The 17,024-nt window shown below is 72.7% G+C and carries 18 protein-coding genes; 9 read left to right on the top strand and 9 right to left on the bottom strand.

Going from position 1 to position 17,024, the window contains the following annotated elements:
* Positions 1 to 5: 5 nt before the first annotated feature.
* Positions 6 to 359, bottom strand: a complete 354-nt coding sequence (locus tag Q9G87_RS24840; protein ID WP_305918850.1) for a hypothetical protein — start codon at positions 357 to 359, stop codon at positions 6 to 8.
* Positions 360 to 440: 81 nt separating this feature from the next.
* On the opposite strand from Q9G87_RS24840, the gene Q9G87_RS24835 reads away from it, so the two are divergent.
* A complete protein-coding gene (locus tag Q9G87_RS24835) occupies positions 441 to 1,031 on the top strand; it encodes an alpha/beta hydrolase family protein (protein ID WP_305918849.1) in 591 nt (196 codons plus the stop codon).
* A gap of 9 nt (positions 1,032 to 1,040) precedes the next feature.
* On the opposite strand, the gene Q9G87_RS24830 is transcribed toward Q9G87_RS24835, so the two are convergent.
* Together Q9G87_RS24830 and Q9G87_RS24825 are read right to left on the bottom strand one after the other, a co-directional pair.
* Positions 1,041 to 1,232: a DUF5999 family protein gene (locus tag Q9G87_RS24830; RefSeq protein ID WP_305918848.1), complete on the bottom strand. Its 192-nt coding sequence runs from the start codon at positions 1,230 to 1,232 to the stop codon at positions 1,041 to 1,043.
* 197 nt (positions 1,233 to 1,429) lie between these two features.
* Complete coding sequence (locus Q9G87_RS24825; protein WP_305918847.1) at positions 1,430 to 1,990, bottom strand: TetR/AcrR family transcriptional regulator C-terminal domain-containing protein; 561 nt, start codon at positions 1,988 to 1,990, stop codon at positions 1,430 to 1,432.
* Between the two features lie 114 nt (positions 1,991 to 2,104).
* On the opposite strand from Q9G87_RS24825, the gene Q9G87_RS24820 reads away from it, so the two are divergent.
* Entirely contained in the window at positions 2,105 to 2,503 is a 399-nt protein-coding gene (locus tag Q9G87_RS24820) for a hypothetical protein (protein ID WP_305918846.1), read from the top strand.
* A gap of 68 nt (positions 2,504 to 2,571) precedes the next feature.
* Here the strand turns inward: Q9G87_RS24820 and Q9G87_RS24815 are convergent, their stop codons facing one another.
* The 3 genes from Q9G87_RS24815 to Q9G87_RS24805 all read right to left on the bottom strand — a co-directional run bounded on the left by Q9G87_RS24815 (position 2,572) and on the right by Q9G87_RS24805 (position 5,657).
* Complete coding sequence (locus Q9G87_RS24815; protein ID WP_305918845.1) at positions 2,572 to 3,963, bottom strand: RNA polymerase sigma factor; 1,392 nt, start codon at positions 3,961 to 3,963, stop codon at positions 2,572 to 2,574.
* Between the two features lie 175 nt (positions 3,964 to 4,138).
* The gene (locus tag Q9G87_RS24810; RefSeq protein ID WP_305918844.1) at positions 4,139 to 4,468 is read right to left on the bottom strand and encodes a hypothetical protein; all 330 of its coding nucleotides are present in this window, start codon (positions 4,466 to 4,468) and stop codon (positions 4,139 to 4,141) included.
* A gap of 43 nt (positions 4,469 to 4,511) precedes the next feature.
* Entirely contained in the window at positions 4,512 to 5,657 is a 1,146-nt protein-coding gene (locus tag Q9G87_RS24805; protein WP_305918843.1) for an AMP-binding protein, read from the bottom strand.
* Positions 5,658 to 5,713: 56 nt separating this feature from the next.
* On the opposite strand from Q9G87_RS24805, the gene Q9G87_RS24800 reads away from it, so the two are divergent.
* Together Q9G87_RS24800 and menD are read left to right on the top strand one after the other, a co-directional pair.
* Positions 5,714 to 6,658 carry an o-succinylbenzoate synthase gene (locus Q9G87_RS24800; RefSeq protein WP_305918842.1) on the top strand — a complete coding sequence of 315 codons (945 nt, stop codon included), beginning with the start codon at positions 5,714 to 5,716 and terminating at the stop codon, positions 6,656 to 6,658.
* Positions 6,655 to 8,316, top strand: coding sequence for a 2-succinyl-5-enolpyruvyl-6-hydroxy-3-cyclohexene-1-carboxylic-acid synthase (gene menD / locus Q9G87_RS24795; RefSeq protein WP_305918841.1), 1,662 nt, complete (start codon positions 6,655 to 6,657; stop codon positions 8,314 to 8,316). The genes Q9G87_RS24800 and menD overlap by 4 nt, the downstream gene beginning before the upstream one ends.
* 35 nt (positions 8,317 to 8,351) lie before the next feature.
* On the opposite strand, the gene Q9G87_RS24790 is transcribed toward menD, so the two are convergent.
* Together Q9G87_RS24790 and Q9G87_RS24785 are read right to left on the bottom strand one after the other, a co-directional pair.
* Positions 8,352 to 9,245, bottom strand: coding sequence for a 5'-3' exonuclease (locus Q9G87_RS24790; protein ID WP_305918933.1), 894 nt, complete (start codon positions 9,243 to 9,245; stop codon positions 8,352 to 8,354).
* Positions 9,246 to 9,329: 84 nt separating this feature from the next.
* Complete coding sequence (locus Q9G87_RS24785) at positions 9,330 to 10,541, bottom strand: PP2C family protein-serine/threonine phosphatase (protein WP_305918840.1); 1,212 nt, start codon at positions 10,539 to 10,541, stop codon at positions 9,330 to 9,332.
* A 144-nt stretch (positions 10,542 to 10,685) separates the two neighbouring features.
* On the opposite strand from Q9G87_RS24785, the gene Q9G87_RS24780 reads away from it, so the two are divergent.
* A complete protein-coding gene (locus Q9G87_RS24780) occupies positions 10,686 to 11,795 on the top strand; it encodes a M24 family metallopeptidase (RefSeq protein WP_305918839.1) in 1,110 nt (369 codons plus the stop codon).
* Positions 11,796 to 11,801: 6 nt separating this feature from the next.
* Here Q9G87_RS24780 and Q9G87_RS24775 read toward each other — a convergent pair whose 3' ends face one another.
* The gene (locus tag Q9G87_RS24775) at positions 11,802 to 12,149 is read right to left on the bottom strand and encodes a DUF6968 family protein (protein ID WP_305918838.1); all 348 of its coding nucleotides are present in this window, start codon (positions 12,147 to 12,149) and stop codon (positions 11,802 to 11,804) included.
* A 27-nt stretch (positions 12,150 to 12,176) separates the two neighbouring features.
* On the opposite strand from Q9G87_RS24775, the gene Q9G87_RS24770 reads away from it, so the two are divergent.
* From Q9G87_RS24770 to Q9G87_RS24755, 4 genes are all read left to right on the top strand, one after another.
* A complete protein-coding gene (locus Q9G87_RS24770) occupies positions 12,177 to 12,950 on the top strand; it encodes a protein phosphatase 2C domain-containing protein (RefSeq protein WP_305918837.1) in 774 nt (257 codons plus the stop codon).
* Positions 12,951 to 13,019: 69 nt separating this feature from the next.
* Positions 13,020 to 16,016 (top strand): helix-turn-helix transcriptional regulator, encoded by a 2,997-nt coding sequence (locus Q9G87_RS24765; protein ID WP_305918836.1) that lies wholly within the window; start codon positions 13,020 to 13,022, stop codon positions 16,014 to 16,016.
* 269 nt (positions 16,017 to 16,285) lie between these two features.
* A complete protein-coding gene (locus Q9G87_RS24760) occupies positions 16,286 to 16,753 on the top strand; it encodes a hypothetical protein (protein WP_305918835.1) in 468 nt (155 codons plus the stop codon).
* Positions 16,750 to 16,953 (top strand): hypothetical protein, encoded by a 204-nt coding sequence (locus Q9G87_RS24755; RefSeq protein ID WP_305918834.1) that lies wholly within the window; start codon positions 16,750 to 16,752, stop codon positions 16,951 to 16,953. Before Q9G87_RS24760 ends, Q9G87_RS24755 begins: the two co-directional genes overlap by 4 nt.
* Positions 16,954 to 17,024: the final 71 nt, after the last annotated feature.

Genomic DNA, 17,024 nt, shown 5'->3' with positions numbered 1-17,024 from the left:
CCGGCTCAGCCGCGGCGCATGATGGCCGCGGCGGCGGCCACGTTGATGATGACGATCGCCAGCCAGGTGATCGTCAGCCCCACCAGGCCGGCGTTGCCCGCCGCGATCGCCGTCAGCGGGATGCCGATGCCCATCGACCCCAGCGCGATCGGGATCATCGCGGCGCCGGGGTTCTTGCCCTGGTGCCGGTGTGGGGTGGCGCCGCGTACGGCCAGCTCGGCCTGCACGCGGGCGGCGATCGTCTCGTCGAGACGTTCCACGAACGACTCGACCAGCGCGGCTTCGTAGTCCGGGCCGAGGTCGCGGCGCGCGTCGAGCGTGGCCTGTAGATCATCCCGGAGGGGACGCTTGTCTGGCATAGGAAAATCATGCCCCGTACGCGGCACGCCGTCATCAGCCCTGAGGGGTAGGCCGGAATCGTCCGAAGGTACGGTTCTCCCATGGAGGTCATGACCCCGCGAGGACCCGCGATGGTCGAGGTCGACGAGGTGGCCGAGCCACGGCTGCTGCTCGTGCTGACCCACGGGGCCGCCGGGGGAGTGGACGCTCCCGACCTGGTGGCCGTGCGTGCCGCCGCGCTGGGGGCCGGGGCCGTCGTGGCGAGGGTGAGCCAGGCGTTCAGGGTGGCGGGGGCGCGGGCGCCCGGCTCGCCGGCCCGGCAGGACGAGGCGTGGGAGATCGTCCTGAGCGAGCTGCGTGCGCGGTGGCCGGAGCTGCCGCTGGTGCAGGGCGGGCGGAGCAACGGGGCGCGGGTCGCCTGCCGTACGGCCCAGGCGGTCGGCGCGGCGGCGGTCGTGGCGCTGGCCTTCCCGCTGCATCCGCCCGGCAAGCCAGAGCGGTCCAGGGCCGAGGAGCTACGCGGCGCTGGAGTGGATGTCCTGTGCGTCAGCGGAGATCGTGATCCGTTCGGCATCCCCGACGCGGCGGACGCGGCGCGCCTGGTGGTACTGCCGGGGGAGGGCCACGACCTGAAAAAGGACCCCGCCCGGGTGGGCGAGGTGGTGGCGGAGTGGATCACCCACTACGCGTAGGTCCGCAGGTCAGGCCGCGCCGACCACGGGCCGGTGCGGTTCGATGCTGGCGCCGCTGGGCAGGAGCTCCCCGGTGTCCTCGAACAGGACGACGCCGTTGCAGAGCAGGCTCCATCCCTGCTCGGGGTGGCAGGCGAGAGTGCGTGCCTTCTCGCGGTCTGGCGCCTCTGCATCCGGACAGGCCGGGTCGTGCGGGCACATCGGCGTGCCTCCGATATCTCGTGAAATGCCCCCGCTGAGGGACGGGAGCGGCTCGGGTTGTCGTTTTGGCAAGTGTGCGATGTCCGTCACACATTCCGACATAGTCCTTCGGACTGTTACAGGGGGGGTCCCCGGAACGTGTGACCTTCGACACAGCGTGCCTTATGCAGGATAACGGGCCAAGCGTGACACGCGCATCACGTTTGCAAACCCTTGAGGAGAGCGTCGAGTCCGCGCTCGAAGTCCATGTCGGCTCTTTCATCCCGTCTTACCCACTCGTCGACTTCGGGATCGGCCCAGCCGGACTGCTGGACCTCGACGGCGACGCTGCCGAACACGAAGGCCCGCAGCGCGCGGACGCCCTGCGCCGCGTCGTCCAGGCCGCCGTCGGCGAGTTGTTCGACCTGCTCCCTGATGGCGAGGGCCGTGGCCCCCTTCGGGGGTTTGGTCAGCGCCAGGGCGAGCACGCCCGGGTGCTCGCGGAGCAGCTCGCGCTCGGCCCGGCACCAGGCCTTGGCCGTCTCCTGCCAGGTCGAGCCCTGCTCCACGGTCACGGTGGTGACGTGCTCGGCCAGGGCGTCCATCAGCGCCTCCTTGCCCCGGGGCAGGTGGTGGTAGATGGCCATGGCCTCCACCTGCAGGGCGTCGCCCAGGCGCCGCATGGTCAGCCGGCGCAGGCCCTGGCTGTCGGCGATGTGGAGCGCGGCCTCGATGATGCGCTCGCGGGAGAGGGGAACGGGTGGTCGCTTGGCGGGCATGGCGATCATCTTACAATGTAAAGGCCGCCGCGCCGGGGTGATTTCAGTTCGTGTCGCGCGACGGCGTACTCTTGGCCGTTGAATGAGGTGCAGGCTGGCGAAAGGGCAGGGTCGATGGCGTTTTTCCGTCCGCGGGTGAGCCGGGAGGCCGAGGTTCGCTATCACGCGGACCAGGAGATCTCCAAGAGCTTTCCCGAGCTGCTCGAGAAGGCGCGGCAGGCCGAGCAGCTGCTGCGGGAGCTGCGGGCCGCGGCCGCCGACGACATCGAGCTGCTGGCCGCGGGGCGGGCGTTCGACCGGGCGCTGACCGACGCGCTGCGGGCCGCCGAGGCGGGGCAGCGGGCCACGTTCGGGGTGAAGTCCTACGACGATCGGATCGCGCGGCGCAAGGCCCGGGCCACGCCGGCCGGCCGGATGTGGACCGATGAGGTGGAGCGGCTGCGGACGCTGCGCGAGGAAAACCGGCTGTGGGGGATCCCGAGCGTGCCCCGCCCGGTGCCCTCCACCGTCTGACTCGACGCGCGCATGGAAAAGCCCCGGTCACGCCTCCCTCGTGTGGCCGGGGCTTTGCTTCAGAGCGGTCAGCTGGCCCAGTCGAGCAGCGGGCGGGTGTTGCTCGGGTGGCGCAGCTTGGACAGCGACTCCTTCTCCAGCTGACGGATCCGCTCCCGGGTCAGCCCCAGGTGCTTGCCGATCTCGTCGAGCGTGTGCGGCTTGCCGTCCACCAGGCCGAACCGCAGCGCCATGATCTTCGACTCCCGCGGCGAGAGGTTGTCGAGCACACCGCGCAGCTGGTCGCCCAGCAGCTGGCGGTCGACGATCTCCGAGGCCTCCGGCGAGTCGACGTCCTCGATGAGGTCGCCGATCGTGGTCTCCCCGTCCTCGCCGATCGTCGCGTTCAGCGAGATCGGCTGGCGGCTGGTGCGCAGCAGCTCTTCGATCTGGTCCGGCGTCTTGTCCAGCTCGATCGCCAGCTCCTCGGGCGTGGGCTCGCGCCCCAGGCGCTGGTGCATGTCACGCTCGATCCGCGACAGCTTGGAGAGCATCTCCAGCACGTGGACGGGCAGCCGGATCGTTCGCGCGGAGTCGGCGAAGCCGCGCTGGATGGCCTGCCTGATCCACCACATGGCGTAGGTGGAGAACTTGAAACCCTTGGTGTAGTCGAACTTCTCCACGGCCCTGATCAGTCCCAGGTTGCCCTCCTGGACCACGTCCAGCAGGGACATGCCGCGGTCGGTGTACTTCTTGGCCACCGAGACGACCAGCCGCAGGTTGGCCTCCAGCATGTGGTCCTTGGCCTGCCGGCCGTCCTCGACGACCATGCGCAGGTCCTCGCGGACGTCCAGCGGCAGCTCGGGGTGGGTCTCCAGCTTGTACTCGGCGTACAGTCCGGCTTCGATCCGCCTGGCCAGCTCGACCTCCTGTGCCGCGGTCAGCAGCGTGCGGCGGCCGATGGACTTGAGGTAGGTGTGCACCGAGTCGCCCATGGTGGACTGCGTGTCGTCCAGGTCGAGCTGCTCGGTCTCGATTTCTTCGTTCTCAGAGGTCATGACGATGTCGTCGGGCACGTCCTCCTCGTGTTCCGGCTTGGGGTCGGGCGGGACGACGCCCTTCGCCGCGGCCGGCATGTCGGTTTTTGCCTTGGCCGCCTTACGGCCGGTAGCCTTTGCTCGCGAGGTCGGAGACTTCTTCGGAGCGGCTTCTTCCTGCTCCTCGGTGGCCCTCGACTGTGCGGGCTTCCTGGTGGTGGTCTTCTTGGGGGCGGTCTTGCTGAGCGACGGCTCGTTCTCGGCGGCCAGGCTCACGCCGGCCTCCGACAGCTCGCGCAGTATCGTGCGGCCCTCAGAGGGGCTGATCCCGGCTTCGGCGAACGCGTCACGCAGCTCCGCCAGAGAAAGGTGACCCTGGTTACGCCCTCGTTCAAGCAATTGGTCGAGAGTCGCGGGTGGGGTCGCCACGGCGGATGTGGGCATGAGGACACCTCCTCCGTACGGAGTAGAAGCGATCAGGCAGGTTATGGCGGGCGGCTTCGTTGTCCGCACGGCGCACCAGTATCAATAACGCCATTCTCCGCCATTTGTTCCCGCCTGGACGAAATGCCAAAAAGGGACGGATCGCCCATGTGGCGAGCCGTCCCTCGTGCGGGTCTTACTCGGTCACGTCGATCTCGCCGGTCGTGACCTCCGGCATGGGCATGGGCTCGGCGTCCTCCATGCGCTCGTCCGTCCAGTATTCGAGCACCTTGCTGGGGTCGGGGTTGACCTCCCGGGAGACCACGATGTCGTCATCGGTGGGCTCGGGAGACGGGGCCGGCGTCGCCGGCGGGCCGGACGGTGATGCCTTCTCCACCACAGCTCTGGTCTCCTCGCCGACCTGGTCGAGCCTGCCCGCGGAGGCGGCCGCCGCGACTGAGACGCCGGCGATGACGATGGCGCCGATGATGGCCGCGGATGCCCACATCTTGCGGGTCTGGTCCATGAAGGCTCCCTCCTTCTCCCCACTCTGACGCAGCCGCACCTCGTCAGGTTCCTGCTTTCAGCCGTACCAGATCGGTCTTGCCGTTCGGCAGCAGCGGCAGTCCGGTGACCAGGCGCAGCTCGCGCGGGGTGGCGTGAGGGGGAAGCCTATCGCGGCAGTATGCCCGCAATTGGGCAAGCGTGAGTGGCGTGTCGGGGGCGGCGGGGACCACGACCGCGGTGACGAGCTCGCCCCATTCGGGGTCGGGCACGCCGATCACGGCCACGTCGGCGATCGCGGGGTGGGTGCCGAGCACGGCGGCCACGGCGGCGGCCATGACCTTCTCGCCACCGGTGTTGATGACGTCGTCTGCCCGGCCCAGCACCCGCAGCCGCCCGCCGGCCAGCTCGCCCAGGTCGGAGGTGACGAACCAGCCGCCGTCGAACGGGGCGGGCTCGCCGGAGCGGTAGCCGGAGAAGAGCACGGGACCGGCGATCCGGATCAGCCCGTCCTCGCCGATCTTGAGATCTACATTGTAAAGGGGCTGGCCGTCGTACACGCAGCCGCCGCACGTCTCGCTCATCCCGTACGTCGTCACGATCCGGCCGCCGAGGTCCCGGGCCCGCTCCAGCAGGCCAGGACGGGGCGCGGCGCCGCCGAGCAGGATGGTGCGGAACCCCGACAGGTCGGCCTCCAGCTCCACGAGCCGGTGCAGCTGGGTCGGCACCAGCGAGACGTGGTCGGCGCCGGAGTCCAGGACCGCGCGCGGGTCGAAGCGCGGGTGGATGATCGGCTCGCTGTCCGACAGCAGGGCGCGCACCAGGACCTGCAGGCCGGAGACGTGGGAGACGGGCAGGCAGCACAGCCAGCGCTCGCCCTTGGAGGCCTCCACGCGCCGCAGGGAGGCGGCCGCGGAGGCGCGCAGCGCGGTGGCCGAGAGCATCACGCCCTTGGGCGTGCCGGTGCTGCCGCTGGTGGCGATCACGACCGCCACGTCGGCGGGCACGCCGGCGCCGCCGTCCTGGGGCGTCCCGTCGACGTGGGTGGGGCGCAGCGCGGCCAGCGCGGCATCGGCCTGGCCGGGAGGCAGGGGGAGGACGGCGGGTCCGTCGCCGGTCAGCGCGTCGCGGACGGCCGTGAACAGCGCGGGTCCCGGAGGCTGCACAATGGCATGCAGCGGACGGTCCGGATGCGACGGGTTCCTCCACATGCTCGTAAGGTTAATGGCGACACGTCGGACAGCGGCGCAGGGAAGCGGGGAGGGTCGTGGCAGGTTCTCCCGAAGCTCCCGGGGTTCCCGCGGTCTTCCGAATCCCGATGCGCCTGCGTTTCCGGGGACAGACCGTCAGAGAAGGGGTGCTGCTGCGCGGCCCGGCGGGGTGGGGGGAGTTCTCCCCGTTTCCGGAGTACGGCCCGCGCGAGTGCGCCCGGTGGCTGGCGTGCGCCCGCGAGGCGGCCTTCGAGGGCTGGCCGGAGCCGGTGCGCGACAGCGTTCCCGTCAACGCGACGGTGCCTGCGGTCGATCCCGAGCGGGCCTACGAGCTGGTGCGGCGCTCCGGCTGCGGCACGGCCAAGGTCAAGGTGGGCGAGCGGGGGCAGACGTTCGACGAGGACGTGGCCAGGGTGGAGGCCGTGCGTGACGCGCTCGGCCCGGCGGGCAGGCTCCGGGTCGACGTCAACGGCGCGTGGAGCGTCGATGAGGCCGTGCGGCGGCTGAAGCGCCTGGACACCTACGACCTGGAGTACGCCGAGCAGCCGTGCGCCACGCTGGAGGAGCTGGCGGCGGTGCGGCGGGCCTGCGACGTGCCGATCGCCGCCGACGAGTCCATCCGGCGGGCCGAGGATCCGCTGCGGGTCAGGGCGGCCGAGGCGGCCGACGTCGCGGTGGTCAAGGTACAGCCGCTGGGCGGGGTGCGAAACGCGCTGCGGGTGGTGGAGGCGTGCGGGCTGCCCGCCGTGGTCTCCAGCGCCGTCGAAACCTCTGTAGGTCTCGCGGCGGGGCTGGCGCTGGCGGCGGCGCTGCCGTCGTTGCCGTACGCGTGCGGGCTCGGCACGCTGCCGCTGCTCGCGGGCGACGTCGTGGACGACCCGCTGACGCCCGTGGACGGGCGGCTGGCGGTGCGCCGCCCATCGGTGGATGATCAGCAGTTGTCGGCTTTTGAGATTGAATCTCCCCAGTGGCTTCGCCGGATGCAGGAGGCGTCACGTTGAACCCCGCGACCGCGCTGGCCACCGTGCTGGTCGACGAGCTGGTGCGCTGCGGCCTGACCGACGTGGTGCTGGCGCCCGGCTCGCGCTCGGCCCCGCTGGCGCTGGCGCTGCACGCCGAGTCGCGGGTGCGGCTGCACGTGCGCATCGATGAGCGCTCGGCGTCATACCTGGCGCTCGGGCTGGCCAAGCGGTCCGAGCGGCCGGTCGCGCTGATCTGCTCGTCCGGCACGGCCACCGCGAACTTCCACCCGGCCGTGATCGAGGCGAGCGAGTCGGGCGTGCCGCTGCTGGTGCTCACCGCCGACCGCCCGCCCGAGCTGCGCGGCACCGGCGCCAACCAGACGATCGACCAGATCAAGCTCTACGGGACGGCCACGCGCTGGTTCGCCGAGGTCGGCGTGCCGGAGGACCGCCCCGGGCAGGTGGCCTACTGGCGGTCGCTGGCCTGCCGCGCCTACCAGCGGGCCGCCGGCCCGGCGAACCCCGGCCCTGTCCATCTCAACCTGGCCTTCAGGGAGCCGCTCATCCCCGACGGCGACACCACCTGGTGCGAGCCGCTCGACGGCGGCGCCAACGGCCCGTGGGTGCGGGCCAGGGTCGCTCCCCCGCCGATCGCCCTGCACATCCCGCCGACCCGGCGCGGCGTGCTGGTCGTCGGCGACGGCGCCGCGAACGTGCGCCGCTACGTGGCCGCCGCCGGCATGGCGGGCTGGCCCGTGCTGTCGGAGCCGAACGGCGGCGCCCGGTACGGCGACCACGCCATCTCGACCTACCACTACCTGCTGGGGACGCCCGAGTTCGCCGACGCGCACCGGCCCGATGTGGTGGTCACCTTGGGGCGGCCCGGGCTGTCGCGGCCGCTGCTGTCCTGGCTGCGGCGGACCGCGGAGCACATCGTGGTGGCGCCCGACCTGGACCGCTGGCCCGACCCGACCAGGTCGGCCACACAGGTGGCGCAGGCGGTGGAGATCCCGGTGGCCGCGGGCGACGACAGCTGGCTGCACGCCTGGCGACGGGCGGACCTCGCGGCCAGGTCGGCCGTGGACGAGGTGCTCGACGTCTCGGGTGTCAGCGAGCCGCGCCTGGCCAGGGACCTGGTGGACGCGCTGCCGAACGGGGCGCTGCTGTTCTGCGGGTCGTCGATGCCGATCAGGGACCTGGACCAGGCGATGCGGCCGCGGCGCGGCATCAGAGTGATGGCCAACCGGGGCGCCTCCGGGATCGACGGCCTGGTCTCGACCGCGATGGGGGCGGCGCTGGCGCACAACGGGCCCGCCTTCGCGCTGCTCGGCGACCTGTCGTTCCTGCACGATCAGAACGGGCTGATCCTCGGGCCCCGCGAGCCCCGGCCCGACGTGTGCTTCGTGGTGGTCAACAACGACGGGGGCGGGATCTTCTCGCTCCTGCCGCAGGCGGCGGTGCGCGACCCGTTCGAGCGGGTCTTCGGCACGCCGCACGGGGTCGATCTCGGGTATGCGACGGCCGCGACCGGGACGCCCTACACGCTGGTGTCGGAGATCACGGAGCTGCCGAAGGCGCTGCGCGGCGAGGGGCCGCGCGTGGTCGAGGTGCGTACCGACCGCGAGGAGAACGTGCTCGTGCACGCCCGCCTGCGTGAGGCCGCGCAGGCGGCCGTCCGCGCCCTGCTGGCCGCCTAGCGGCGCCCTGCTGGCCGCCTTGCGGCGCGCGGCGGTCAGCCGCCCAGCACGTCGAGGAGGCGGTTGAGCGGGCCGTCCAGGCCGTAGCGGTCGGCCAGGCGCACCAGCGCCTCGGGGTCGCGCGGCTTGGCCGGCAGCGCCAGGTCGGCGGCCGGGAGCGGGGCGTCATGGGCCACCTTGACCACCGCGGGAGCGGCGCTCAGGTAGTCGCGGGCCGCGGCCAGCCTGGTGCGGCTGCCGGCGGGGAAGCCATCGGTCACGCCCCCGTCCAAGGCCTCGAGCAGGGCCTCGAGGGAGCCGAAGCGGGTGATGAGCGCGGCCGCGGTCTTCTCGCCGACGCCGCTCACGCCGGGCAGGCCGTCGCTGGGGTCGCCCCGCAGCGTGGCGAAGTCGGCGTAGGCGCGGCCGGGGACGCCGTATTTGGCGGTGACGAACGCCTCGTCCACGATCTGCAGGTTGCGGATGCCGCGGACGGTGTAGAGCACGCGGACCGGTCGGGCGTCGTCGACCAGCTGGAACAGGTCGCGGTCGCCGGTGACGATGTCGACCGCGCCACCCGACCGGTGGGTGAGCGTGCCGATGACGTCGTCGGCCTCGTAACCGGCGGACTCCAGGCGGGCGATGCCGAGCGCGTCGAGCACCTCCTGGATGACGGCGATCTGTGGGACGAGCGCGTCGGGCACCACTTCGGTGTTGCCGTGGGCGACGCGGTGCGCCTTGTAGGTCGGGATCGCCGCCACGCGGAAGGCCGGACGCCAGTCGGCGTCCATGGTGGCCGCGAGCTCCGCGGGGGAGTGCTTGCGCACGAGAGTGGCGATCATGTCGATGAGGCCGCGCACGGCGTTGACGGGCGAGCCGTCGGGGGCCGTGATCGACTCCGGTATGCCGTAGAAGGCGCGGAAGTAGAGGGACGGGGTGTCCAGAACCATCAGCACGTGTCTATGGTCGCACTCCCGACGGGTCCTCGCTGGTTACGCAAGCTGCCGCTCTCGGACTCTGCTCGTTGCTCCGGTCTATGCGCAGGGATCCCCCAGGATGCCCACTCCCAGGAGACAGGCGTCGTCTTCGGGGTTGGGCCCGCCGATGTCGGACAGCAGGCGGTCGAGCCCGGACTCCAGCTCGTTTCCCCGCACGTCGGCGGCGGCGGCGAGGGCCAGGTCGAGGCCGACGTCGATGTCGCGGGTGCGCCGCTCGACCAGGCCGTCGGTGAACAGCAGCAGCACGTCCCCGGGCCGCAGCCGGGTCGTGGCCAGCTCGTACGGGCGCCCGCACGCGGCGCCGAGCAGCACGCCCCTGGGCTGGCCGAGCCGACTGGCCACCCCGTCGCGGACCAGGATAGGCGCCAGGTGGCCGGCCTGGCTCCAGGCGAACACCCGGGTCCGCGGGTCCAGATGCCCGATGACCGCCGTGGCGGTGGTGTCGTTGAGCTGGTGCAGGACCAGCTCGTTCAGCCAGTCCAGTAGCCGGTTGGCGGGCCGGCCCGTCATGGCGAGGCCCACCAGGGCGTGGCGGAGCTGGGCCATGTGCGCGATGGCGGGCAGGCCGTGGCCGGAGACGTCGCCGATGGCCAGCAGCAGGCGGCCGTCGGGGGAGGGAGCCGCCTCGAACCAGTCGCCGCCCAGGTTCGCGGTCTTCTCGGCGGGCACGTAGCGCACCGCGATGTTGGTGTCCGGCAGGCCCGGATAGCAGGCGGGGTCGGGAAGGATCGCATCGCGCAGCGCCAGCATCACGTGGCGCTCCTCGGCGGCCTGCTCGCGGGCCTCCAGGAGCTGGCGGCGCGATTCCGACATCAGGCGCTCGGCGCGGCGGCGGCCGGTGATGTCCTGGATGACGCCGTGCAGGCCGATGGGGCCGCCGGGAGCCATCAGCGGCTCGAGCACCATGCGAATGTCACGCAGATCCCCGGAGCTCGCGCTGCGTCTGATGCGGAACTCGGCCTGGACCGGCTCGACACTCTGCACGGCGGACCACAGGAGCCGGTCCAGCGCGGCCACGTCGGCGGGCTCGACGTGCTTGGCGAGCTGGGGCAGGGCGATGGGACCCTGGGCCGGGTCGCGGCCGAAGATCGTATACACCTGCTCGGACCAGATCGTCTGGCCGGTGTGGAGGTGCCATTCCGCCCAGCCCATGTTGCCGAGCCGCTGCGCGTGCGCCAGCCGTGCGGCGAGCAACTCCGCATCGGATTTGTGCCCGAGCAGCCCGGCCGCGCCTATGACGTCGACCATAGTCTCACTCTCAAAGTGCAGTGGATCTGAACAATTGTCCCCACACTACGTGATCGTTGTTGAACGGAGTGTAGCGAGTGCTTCCCGTGTTGTGAGAGCTTTTCGCGGATAGTGGGAGACCCGGGGCGGAGTAGATTTGGGCCTGTGACGTCCTCAGACCTGTATCCCGTGTCCCGCCTGGCCGCCGTGCAGGAGGCCACCGCCAAGAGCGGCCTTGACGCCCTGCTGCTCACGCCAGGGCCCGATCTGCGCTATGTGAGCGGCTATGACGCCAAGCCGCTGGAGCGGCTGACGTGCCTGGTGGTGCCCGCGGCGGGGGAGCCGTTCATGATGGTGCCCCGCCTGGAGCTGCCTGCCGCCGAGGCCTCGCCCGCATCGCGGCTCGGGCTGGAGTTCGTGGCCTGGGACGAGACCGACGACCCCTACGCGATCGCGGCGGCCCGGCTGGGGCAGGCCGGCAAGGTCGGGCTGGCCGACCGGATGTGGGCCATGTCGTCGCTGCGCTTCCGCGAGGTGCTGCCGGGCGCCGAGCAGGTGCTGGCCGGGAGCGTGCTGCGGCAGTTGCGGATGCGCAAGTCCCCGGCCGAGGTGGCGGCGCTGTGCGAGGCGGGGGAGGCGATCGACGCCGTCCACCGGCGGGTCCCCGAGTTCCTGCGCGCCGGGCGGAGCGAGCGCGACGTGGCCAGGGACATCGCCGAGGCGATCCTGGCGGCCGGGCACGCGACGGTCGACTTCGTGATCGTCGCCTCCGGCCCCAACGGGGCCAGCCCGCACCACGACGTGTCCGACCGGGTGATCCAGAAGGGCGAGCCGGTGGTGGTCGACATCGGCGGCCAGCTGCACAGCGGCTACTGCTCCGACTCCACGCGCACCTACAGCGTGGGCGAGCCGCCGGCCGACTTCAGCGCCTACTACGAGGTGCTGCGCCGCGCCCAGGAGGCGGCGTGCGCGGCGGTGCGGCCCGGCGTCTCGTGCGAGTCGGTCGACGCGGCCGCCCGCGAGGTGATCGCCGAGGCCGGATACGGCGACTACTTCATCCACCGGACCGGGCACGGGATCGGGATCGAGACGCACGAGGAGCCCTACATCGTGGCCGGCAACGGGGAGCCGCTGGAGCCCGGCTTCGCCTTCTCCGTCGAGCCGGGCATCTACCTGCCGGGGCGGCATGGGGCCAGGATCGAGGACATCGTCGTGTGCACCGACAGCGGAGGTGAGCGGCTCAACAACACGCCGCGCGAGCTCGTGATCGTGTAGGCGCCGTCAGTCGAGGAGCTTGTGGACCTCCGGGTCCACCTTCAGGCCGAGGTCCGGCTGGTCCAGCCAGTCCAGCCGGACCCGCGCGTCCTGCGCGCGCCGGGCCAGCTCCAGCCGCAGCTTGTGGACGCTCAGCAGCAACGCCTGCAGGGAGTCGACCCCGAAGGCCGCCCCGGCCCGCTCCTCGCCCAGCCCCGCGATCTGATGGGGGCAGCGCCAATCCCCGTGTGAGCTGAGCCGGTCCGGCCTCGGCCTGCCGATCCGCACCGTCACGGGCGTACGGGCGCCGTCCTCGGCGACGGCCTCCAGCTGCCGCTCGGCCACGACGTCGCCGAGCTCGTAGGTCATCGTCATGAGGGCAACTGTGGCACAGTCGCTGTCATGTTCGCGGAGGTCACCTACGCCACCCGTCCCGGCTCGGCCGACCGGCCCAACGAGGATCTGGTGATCGCCGGGCCGTCCTGGATCGTCGTGCTCGACGGGGCCACGGCGGCGGCCGGGGTGGACAGCGGCTGCGTGCACGACGTGTCCTGGCTGGTGGCGCGGCTCGGCGGGGCGCTGGCGGCGCGGCTGGCCGCGGACGGTGACACGCCGCTGGCCGGGGTGCTGGAGCGGGCCATCGAGGAGACGGTGGCGGCGCACGGCGGCGGGTGCGATCTGGGCAACCCGGATTCGCCGTCCGCCACGGTGGCCATGGTGCGGATCGGGCGGGGGCGTGTGGAATACCTCGTGCTGGGCGATTCGCCGGTCGTGCTCGCGCGGGCGGATGGCGGGGTCGCAGTGGTCGCCGACGATCGGCTGGAGCGGCTGCCGGGCGGGCGGCCGTACACGGTGGAGCTGGTGCGGCGGATGCGGAACGTGCCGGGCGGCTTCTGGGTGGCCGCCGCGCGGCCCGAGGCGGCCGGCCAGGGCGTGGGCGGGGCGGTGGACGTACGGGAGGTGCGAGGGGTCGGGGTGTGCACCGACGGGGTGGCGCGGCTCGTCGACTGGTACGGCTGGAACTGGGACGACGTGGTGGCCGTGCTGGACGGCGAGGGGCCGGATGCGGTGATCGGGGACGTGCGGGGGCTGGAGGAAGCGCGTGGGCCGGTCCGGGGGAAGCGGCACGACGACGCCTCCGTGGCGTGGGGGCGGGTGCGGCCTGTCGCGGGCTGACCGCATCTGGACAGACCGGCGTGTATCAGGCATTGCCCACCTTGCTCTGACATGGGGGAGGGAGCGGGCATGTTCGTCGGCAGGACGGCGGAGCTGGCCCTGCTGCGCGCCGAGCTGCGCGCGGCGGGCGGGGGCCGCGCCAGGAGGGTCGTGGTCCAGGGCCCTGAGGGGATCGGCAAGACCGCCCTGGTCCGTCACACGCTCGGTGGGGAGGCGGGCGTGCGGGTGCTGGCCGCCGGCGGTGAGGAGGGGGAGCGGTGGCTCGCCCTCGGTGTGCTGCGGCAGCTCGCGGACGATGCGGCGGGCCCGGACGGACGTGCCTCGGCGCTGGAGGGCCTCGAGGCGGCCGGGCTGGAGGCGGCCGGGCTCGATGCGGCCGGGCAGGACCCGTGCGCGGCGGGGCAGGTGATCTGCGAGGTCATCGGGGCGTTACAGGCGCACGGGCCGGTGGTGGTGCTGATCGACGACGCCCAGTGGGCGGACCGGCCGTCGCTGCACGCCCTGGGATACGTGCTGCGGCGGCTGCGGGCCGGGCGGGTGCTCGTGCTGGTCGCCGTCCGCGACGTCGCCGACCCCTGGCTGCCCGACGGGCTGCGACGCCTCCTGACCGATGACGACACGCTCCGCATCACGCTCGGCGGGCTGAGGGCCGCCGACCTGGCCGAACTGTCCACCGCCCTGGCGCCGCCATCGGGAGTGCTCCCCGGCAAGCCGCTGCCGCTGCCGCTGCCGCGGCTCGGCGAGGAGGCGGCCGAGCGGCTGCGCGAGCACACGCGGGGCAACCCGCTGCACGCCTGCGCCCTGCTGGCGACGGTGACCCGGCCCGTCCTCGATGACGCCGCCGTATGCCTGCCGGCTTCCGGCACCTACCTGCGGCCCTTCGCGCGCCGCCTGGACGGCTGCGCACCGGCCGCCAGGCAGCTCGTCGCCGCCTGTGCCGTGCTCGGGGAAGGGTGCCCGCTGCACGTGGCCGCGGCCGTCGCCGGTGGGCTCGACGACCCCCTGGACGCCCTGGAGGAGGCCGTCGCCGCCGGGCTGCTCCGGGAGCTGCCCGGCCGGCTGATCGGCTTCCCCGAGCCTCTCGCCCGGGCCGCCGCGTACGACGGGCTGGGCCCGGGCACCAGGGCCCGCCTGCACCTCGCGGCGGCCGCGCAGGCCGGCGACACCAGCACGGCGCTGCGGCACCGGGCCGCGGCGGCGAGCGGACCCGACGACGTGCTGGCCGAGGAACTGGCCGGGTACGCGGCCAAGGCCGCACAACACGGGCGGTGGCGGGAAGCCGCCGCCCATCTGGAGCCGGCCGCCAGGCTCATCGACGCCGCGCGCGCCCCCGCTCGCCGCGACGAGCTGCGTACGGCCGCGCTGGAGCACGTTCTCATCGGAGGTGACGTGCTCCACGCGGAACGGCTCGCCGGAGCCTTGGCCACACGCGACCGGGAAGACGCGGCGCCGGCGCGCTGGTACGTGCTGGGCCGGCTCGCGCTCGTCTCCGGGCGCTTCGACGAGGCGTCGGTTTTGCTGGACGAGGCGTGGCGGGTTCGGGAGCCCGGCCTGGCCGCCGACGTGGCCGAGCAGCTGGCCTGGCTGCACCTGGTGACGGGGGATCGCGCGGGGGCGGTGCGCTGGGCCCGCCTGGCGATCGAGCAGCCGATCCAGGGCACGATCGCCAGGCCGTACGACGTGCTGGCGCTGGCAGGGGCATCCAGCGTCGGCGCCCCGCCCGGCAGCCTCGCGGCGGCCGTCGCCCACCTTGAGCGGGACGCGCCGGAGCAGGCATGCGCCGTGCTGAAGCAGGTCGTGGCTGAGGCCGAGAAGGCGGGGCTGCCACACCATCGGCTGCCGGCCACCGCGCTGCTGGCCGCCGCCGAGCACACGTGCGCCCGCTGGCACGACGCCGCCGCCCGCGCCGAGCGCGCGCTGGCCGAGGCGGCGGCGCTCGGCCAGCGGTGGCTGCTGCCCTGCCTGGAGGCGGTGTGCGTGGCGCCGCTCGCGGCTCTGGGCGAGCACGAGCGGGCGCTCGCCCACGCCGGCGCCGCGATGACCGCCGCCCGCCGCATGCGCCACGCCCTGGGGGAGACACAGGCGGGCCTGGCCCTGGCGCTCCTCGGCATCGAGGATACGTCGCGGGTGGTAGGCGCTGCGGACGCGTCGTGGGTGGTGGGTGCTCCCGACGCGTCGGCGGTGGTTGGCGCTGCTCACGTGTCGTCGGTGGTCAGCGCTGCTGACGCGTCCAGCGTGGTTGGCGCTGCATACGAGTCGTCGGTGGTCGGCGCTGCCGAGGCGTCGCTGGTGGTCGGCGCTGCAGATGGGTCATCGGTGGTCAGCGCTGCTGAAGCGTCGTTGGTGGTCGGCGCTGCCGATGCGTCGGCGGTGGTGGGCGCTGCGGACGTGTCGTCGGTGGTGGGCCCGTTCATCCCCGACGCTTTTGTGCCCGACCCGCGGCCGCGCCGGATCGAGGCGCTGATCGCCGAGGGCAGGCTGCCCGAGGCCGAGCGCGCCTTCGCCGCTTTCGGCAAGCTCGGCGCGGCGTGGCAGTCCGACAGGGCCGGCGGGGCGGCGGGGCCGCGCCGGCAGGCGGAGCGGATCAGGCTGGGGGCGCTGCTGCTGGCCGCCGGGAACGTTCCCGCGCAGGCCGAGGAGGACTTCGTCAGTGCCCTGGCGCTCGTCGAGCGGGGGGTGTGCCCGCTGGAGGAGGCGCGGGTGCTGCTGGACCTCGGACGGCTCCTACGCCGCACAGGCAGGCGCAGGGCGGCCGCGGAACGGCTCGGCGCCGCCCGCGCGATCTTCGAACGCCTGGGCGCGCGTCCGCTCGTGGACCGCTGCGCGCAGGAGCTGGCGGCGTGCGGGCTCGAACCGCAGGCCACGGTACGGCTGGGGCTGACGCCCCAGGAGCTCAGCACCGCCACGCTGGTGGCCCACGGCCTGACCAACCGTCAGATCGCGACAGAGCTGCTGATCAGCGTCAAGACGGTCGAGTACCACATCGGCAAGATCTACACCAAGCTCGGCATCAGCTCCCGCGTCGCGCTCGCCGCCAAGGTCGCGACCGACGCCCGATCGACGTGACCCGGCTTACCCGCCTGACAGGCGGCCGCGCCGGTCGCGGCCGGACGCCTGCTCGACGGGGCTGCGCCGCGTCCTCCGCCTCGGGCGCGGTGCCAGGCCAGGTTGGAGGGACGACGTGGCGTTCCCAGTCAGAGGAGCAGACTGATCGGCCACGCTGCTGATACCTTGATCGATAGCGCGCGATCATGAAACAATTCTCCAACAGATGTATATATCCGGGTATTGGGGGTCGTCGCCCATGATCCTCGAGTCGATCGAGCGGCCCTAGGATGCCGGACGGCGAGCCGGGCGAGGCGTACGAGCTCGGCAGGACGTGCGCGCTGGCCGCCGAGTGCGGCAGAGACCTGCGACGCTGCGCCCAGATGTACGGCACGCTGTTCCCGCGCGCCGCCTTCGACGCCGAGCTCTACAACACCCTGACCCTCGCCACCGCCTTCAGCGCCCCCTGGGCCGCCGACCGCCTGAAGGTCGTCAACCGGGCCGCCCTGTGGGTCCTGGCCGTCGACCGGCTCGTGGACCACACCGCGACCACCCGGGAGCAGGTGAACCGCCTGACCCGTGAATGCCTTGCCGTCGCCGACGGTGCCGTGCCCCGCTCGGCGGTCACCCGGTTCCTGGCCGACCTGCGCGATGAGCTGGGCACCGTCAAGGAGTTCGACGGCCTGCAGTGGCTCTGGCGCGACCAGCTCGGTATCTGCATCTGCTCGGCGACCTGGCGTCATACCGGCGAGACATGAGTTGGGGCGATCTGAACATTCTGGGGTTCGGCGTCAGCCGCGCCGAGGTGACCGACGCGATGGCCGCGCTCGCGCGCGAGGCGGCGCAGCTGATCGAGCCGGTTCGCGAGCGCAGCCCCCGCACCGCCGCCTACCTGGGCAGACAGCTCGGATTCCAGGCCGGGTTCAACGGCATTGCCGACCCCGGCCACACAGCGTGAAGGGCGGGTCCGCCATCATGACAAGCGGACTTGACTCTGGGGGAGCGGAACCGGCGAATAACAGGGCTCTG

Source organism: Nonomuraea turcica, from assembly GCF_030718205.1.
Lineage (GTDB): Bacteria > Actinomycetota > Actinomycetes > Streptosporangiales > Streptosporangiaceae > Nonomuraea.
This window is presented reverse-complemented; position numbering and strand designations above follow the sequence as displayed.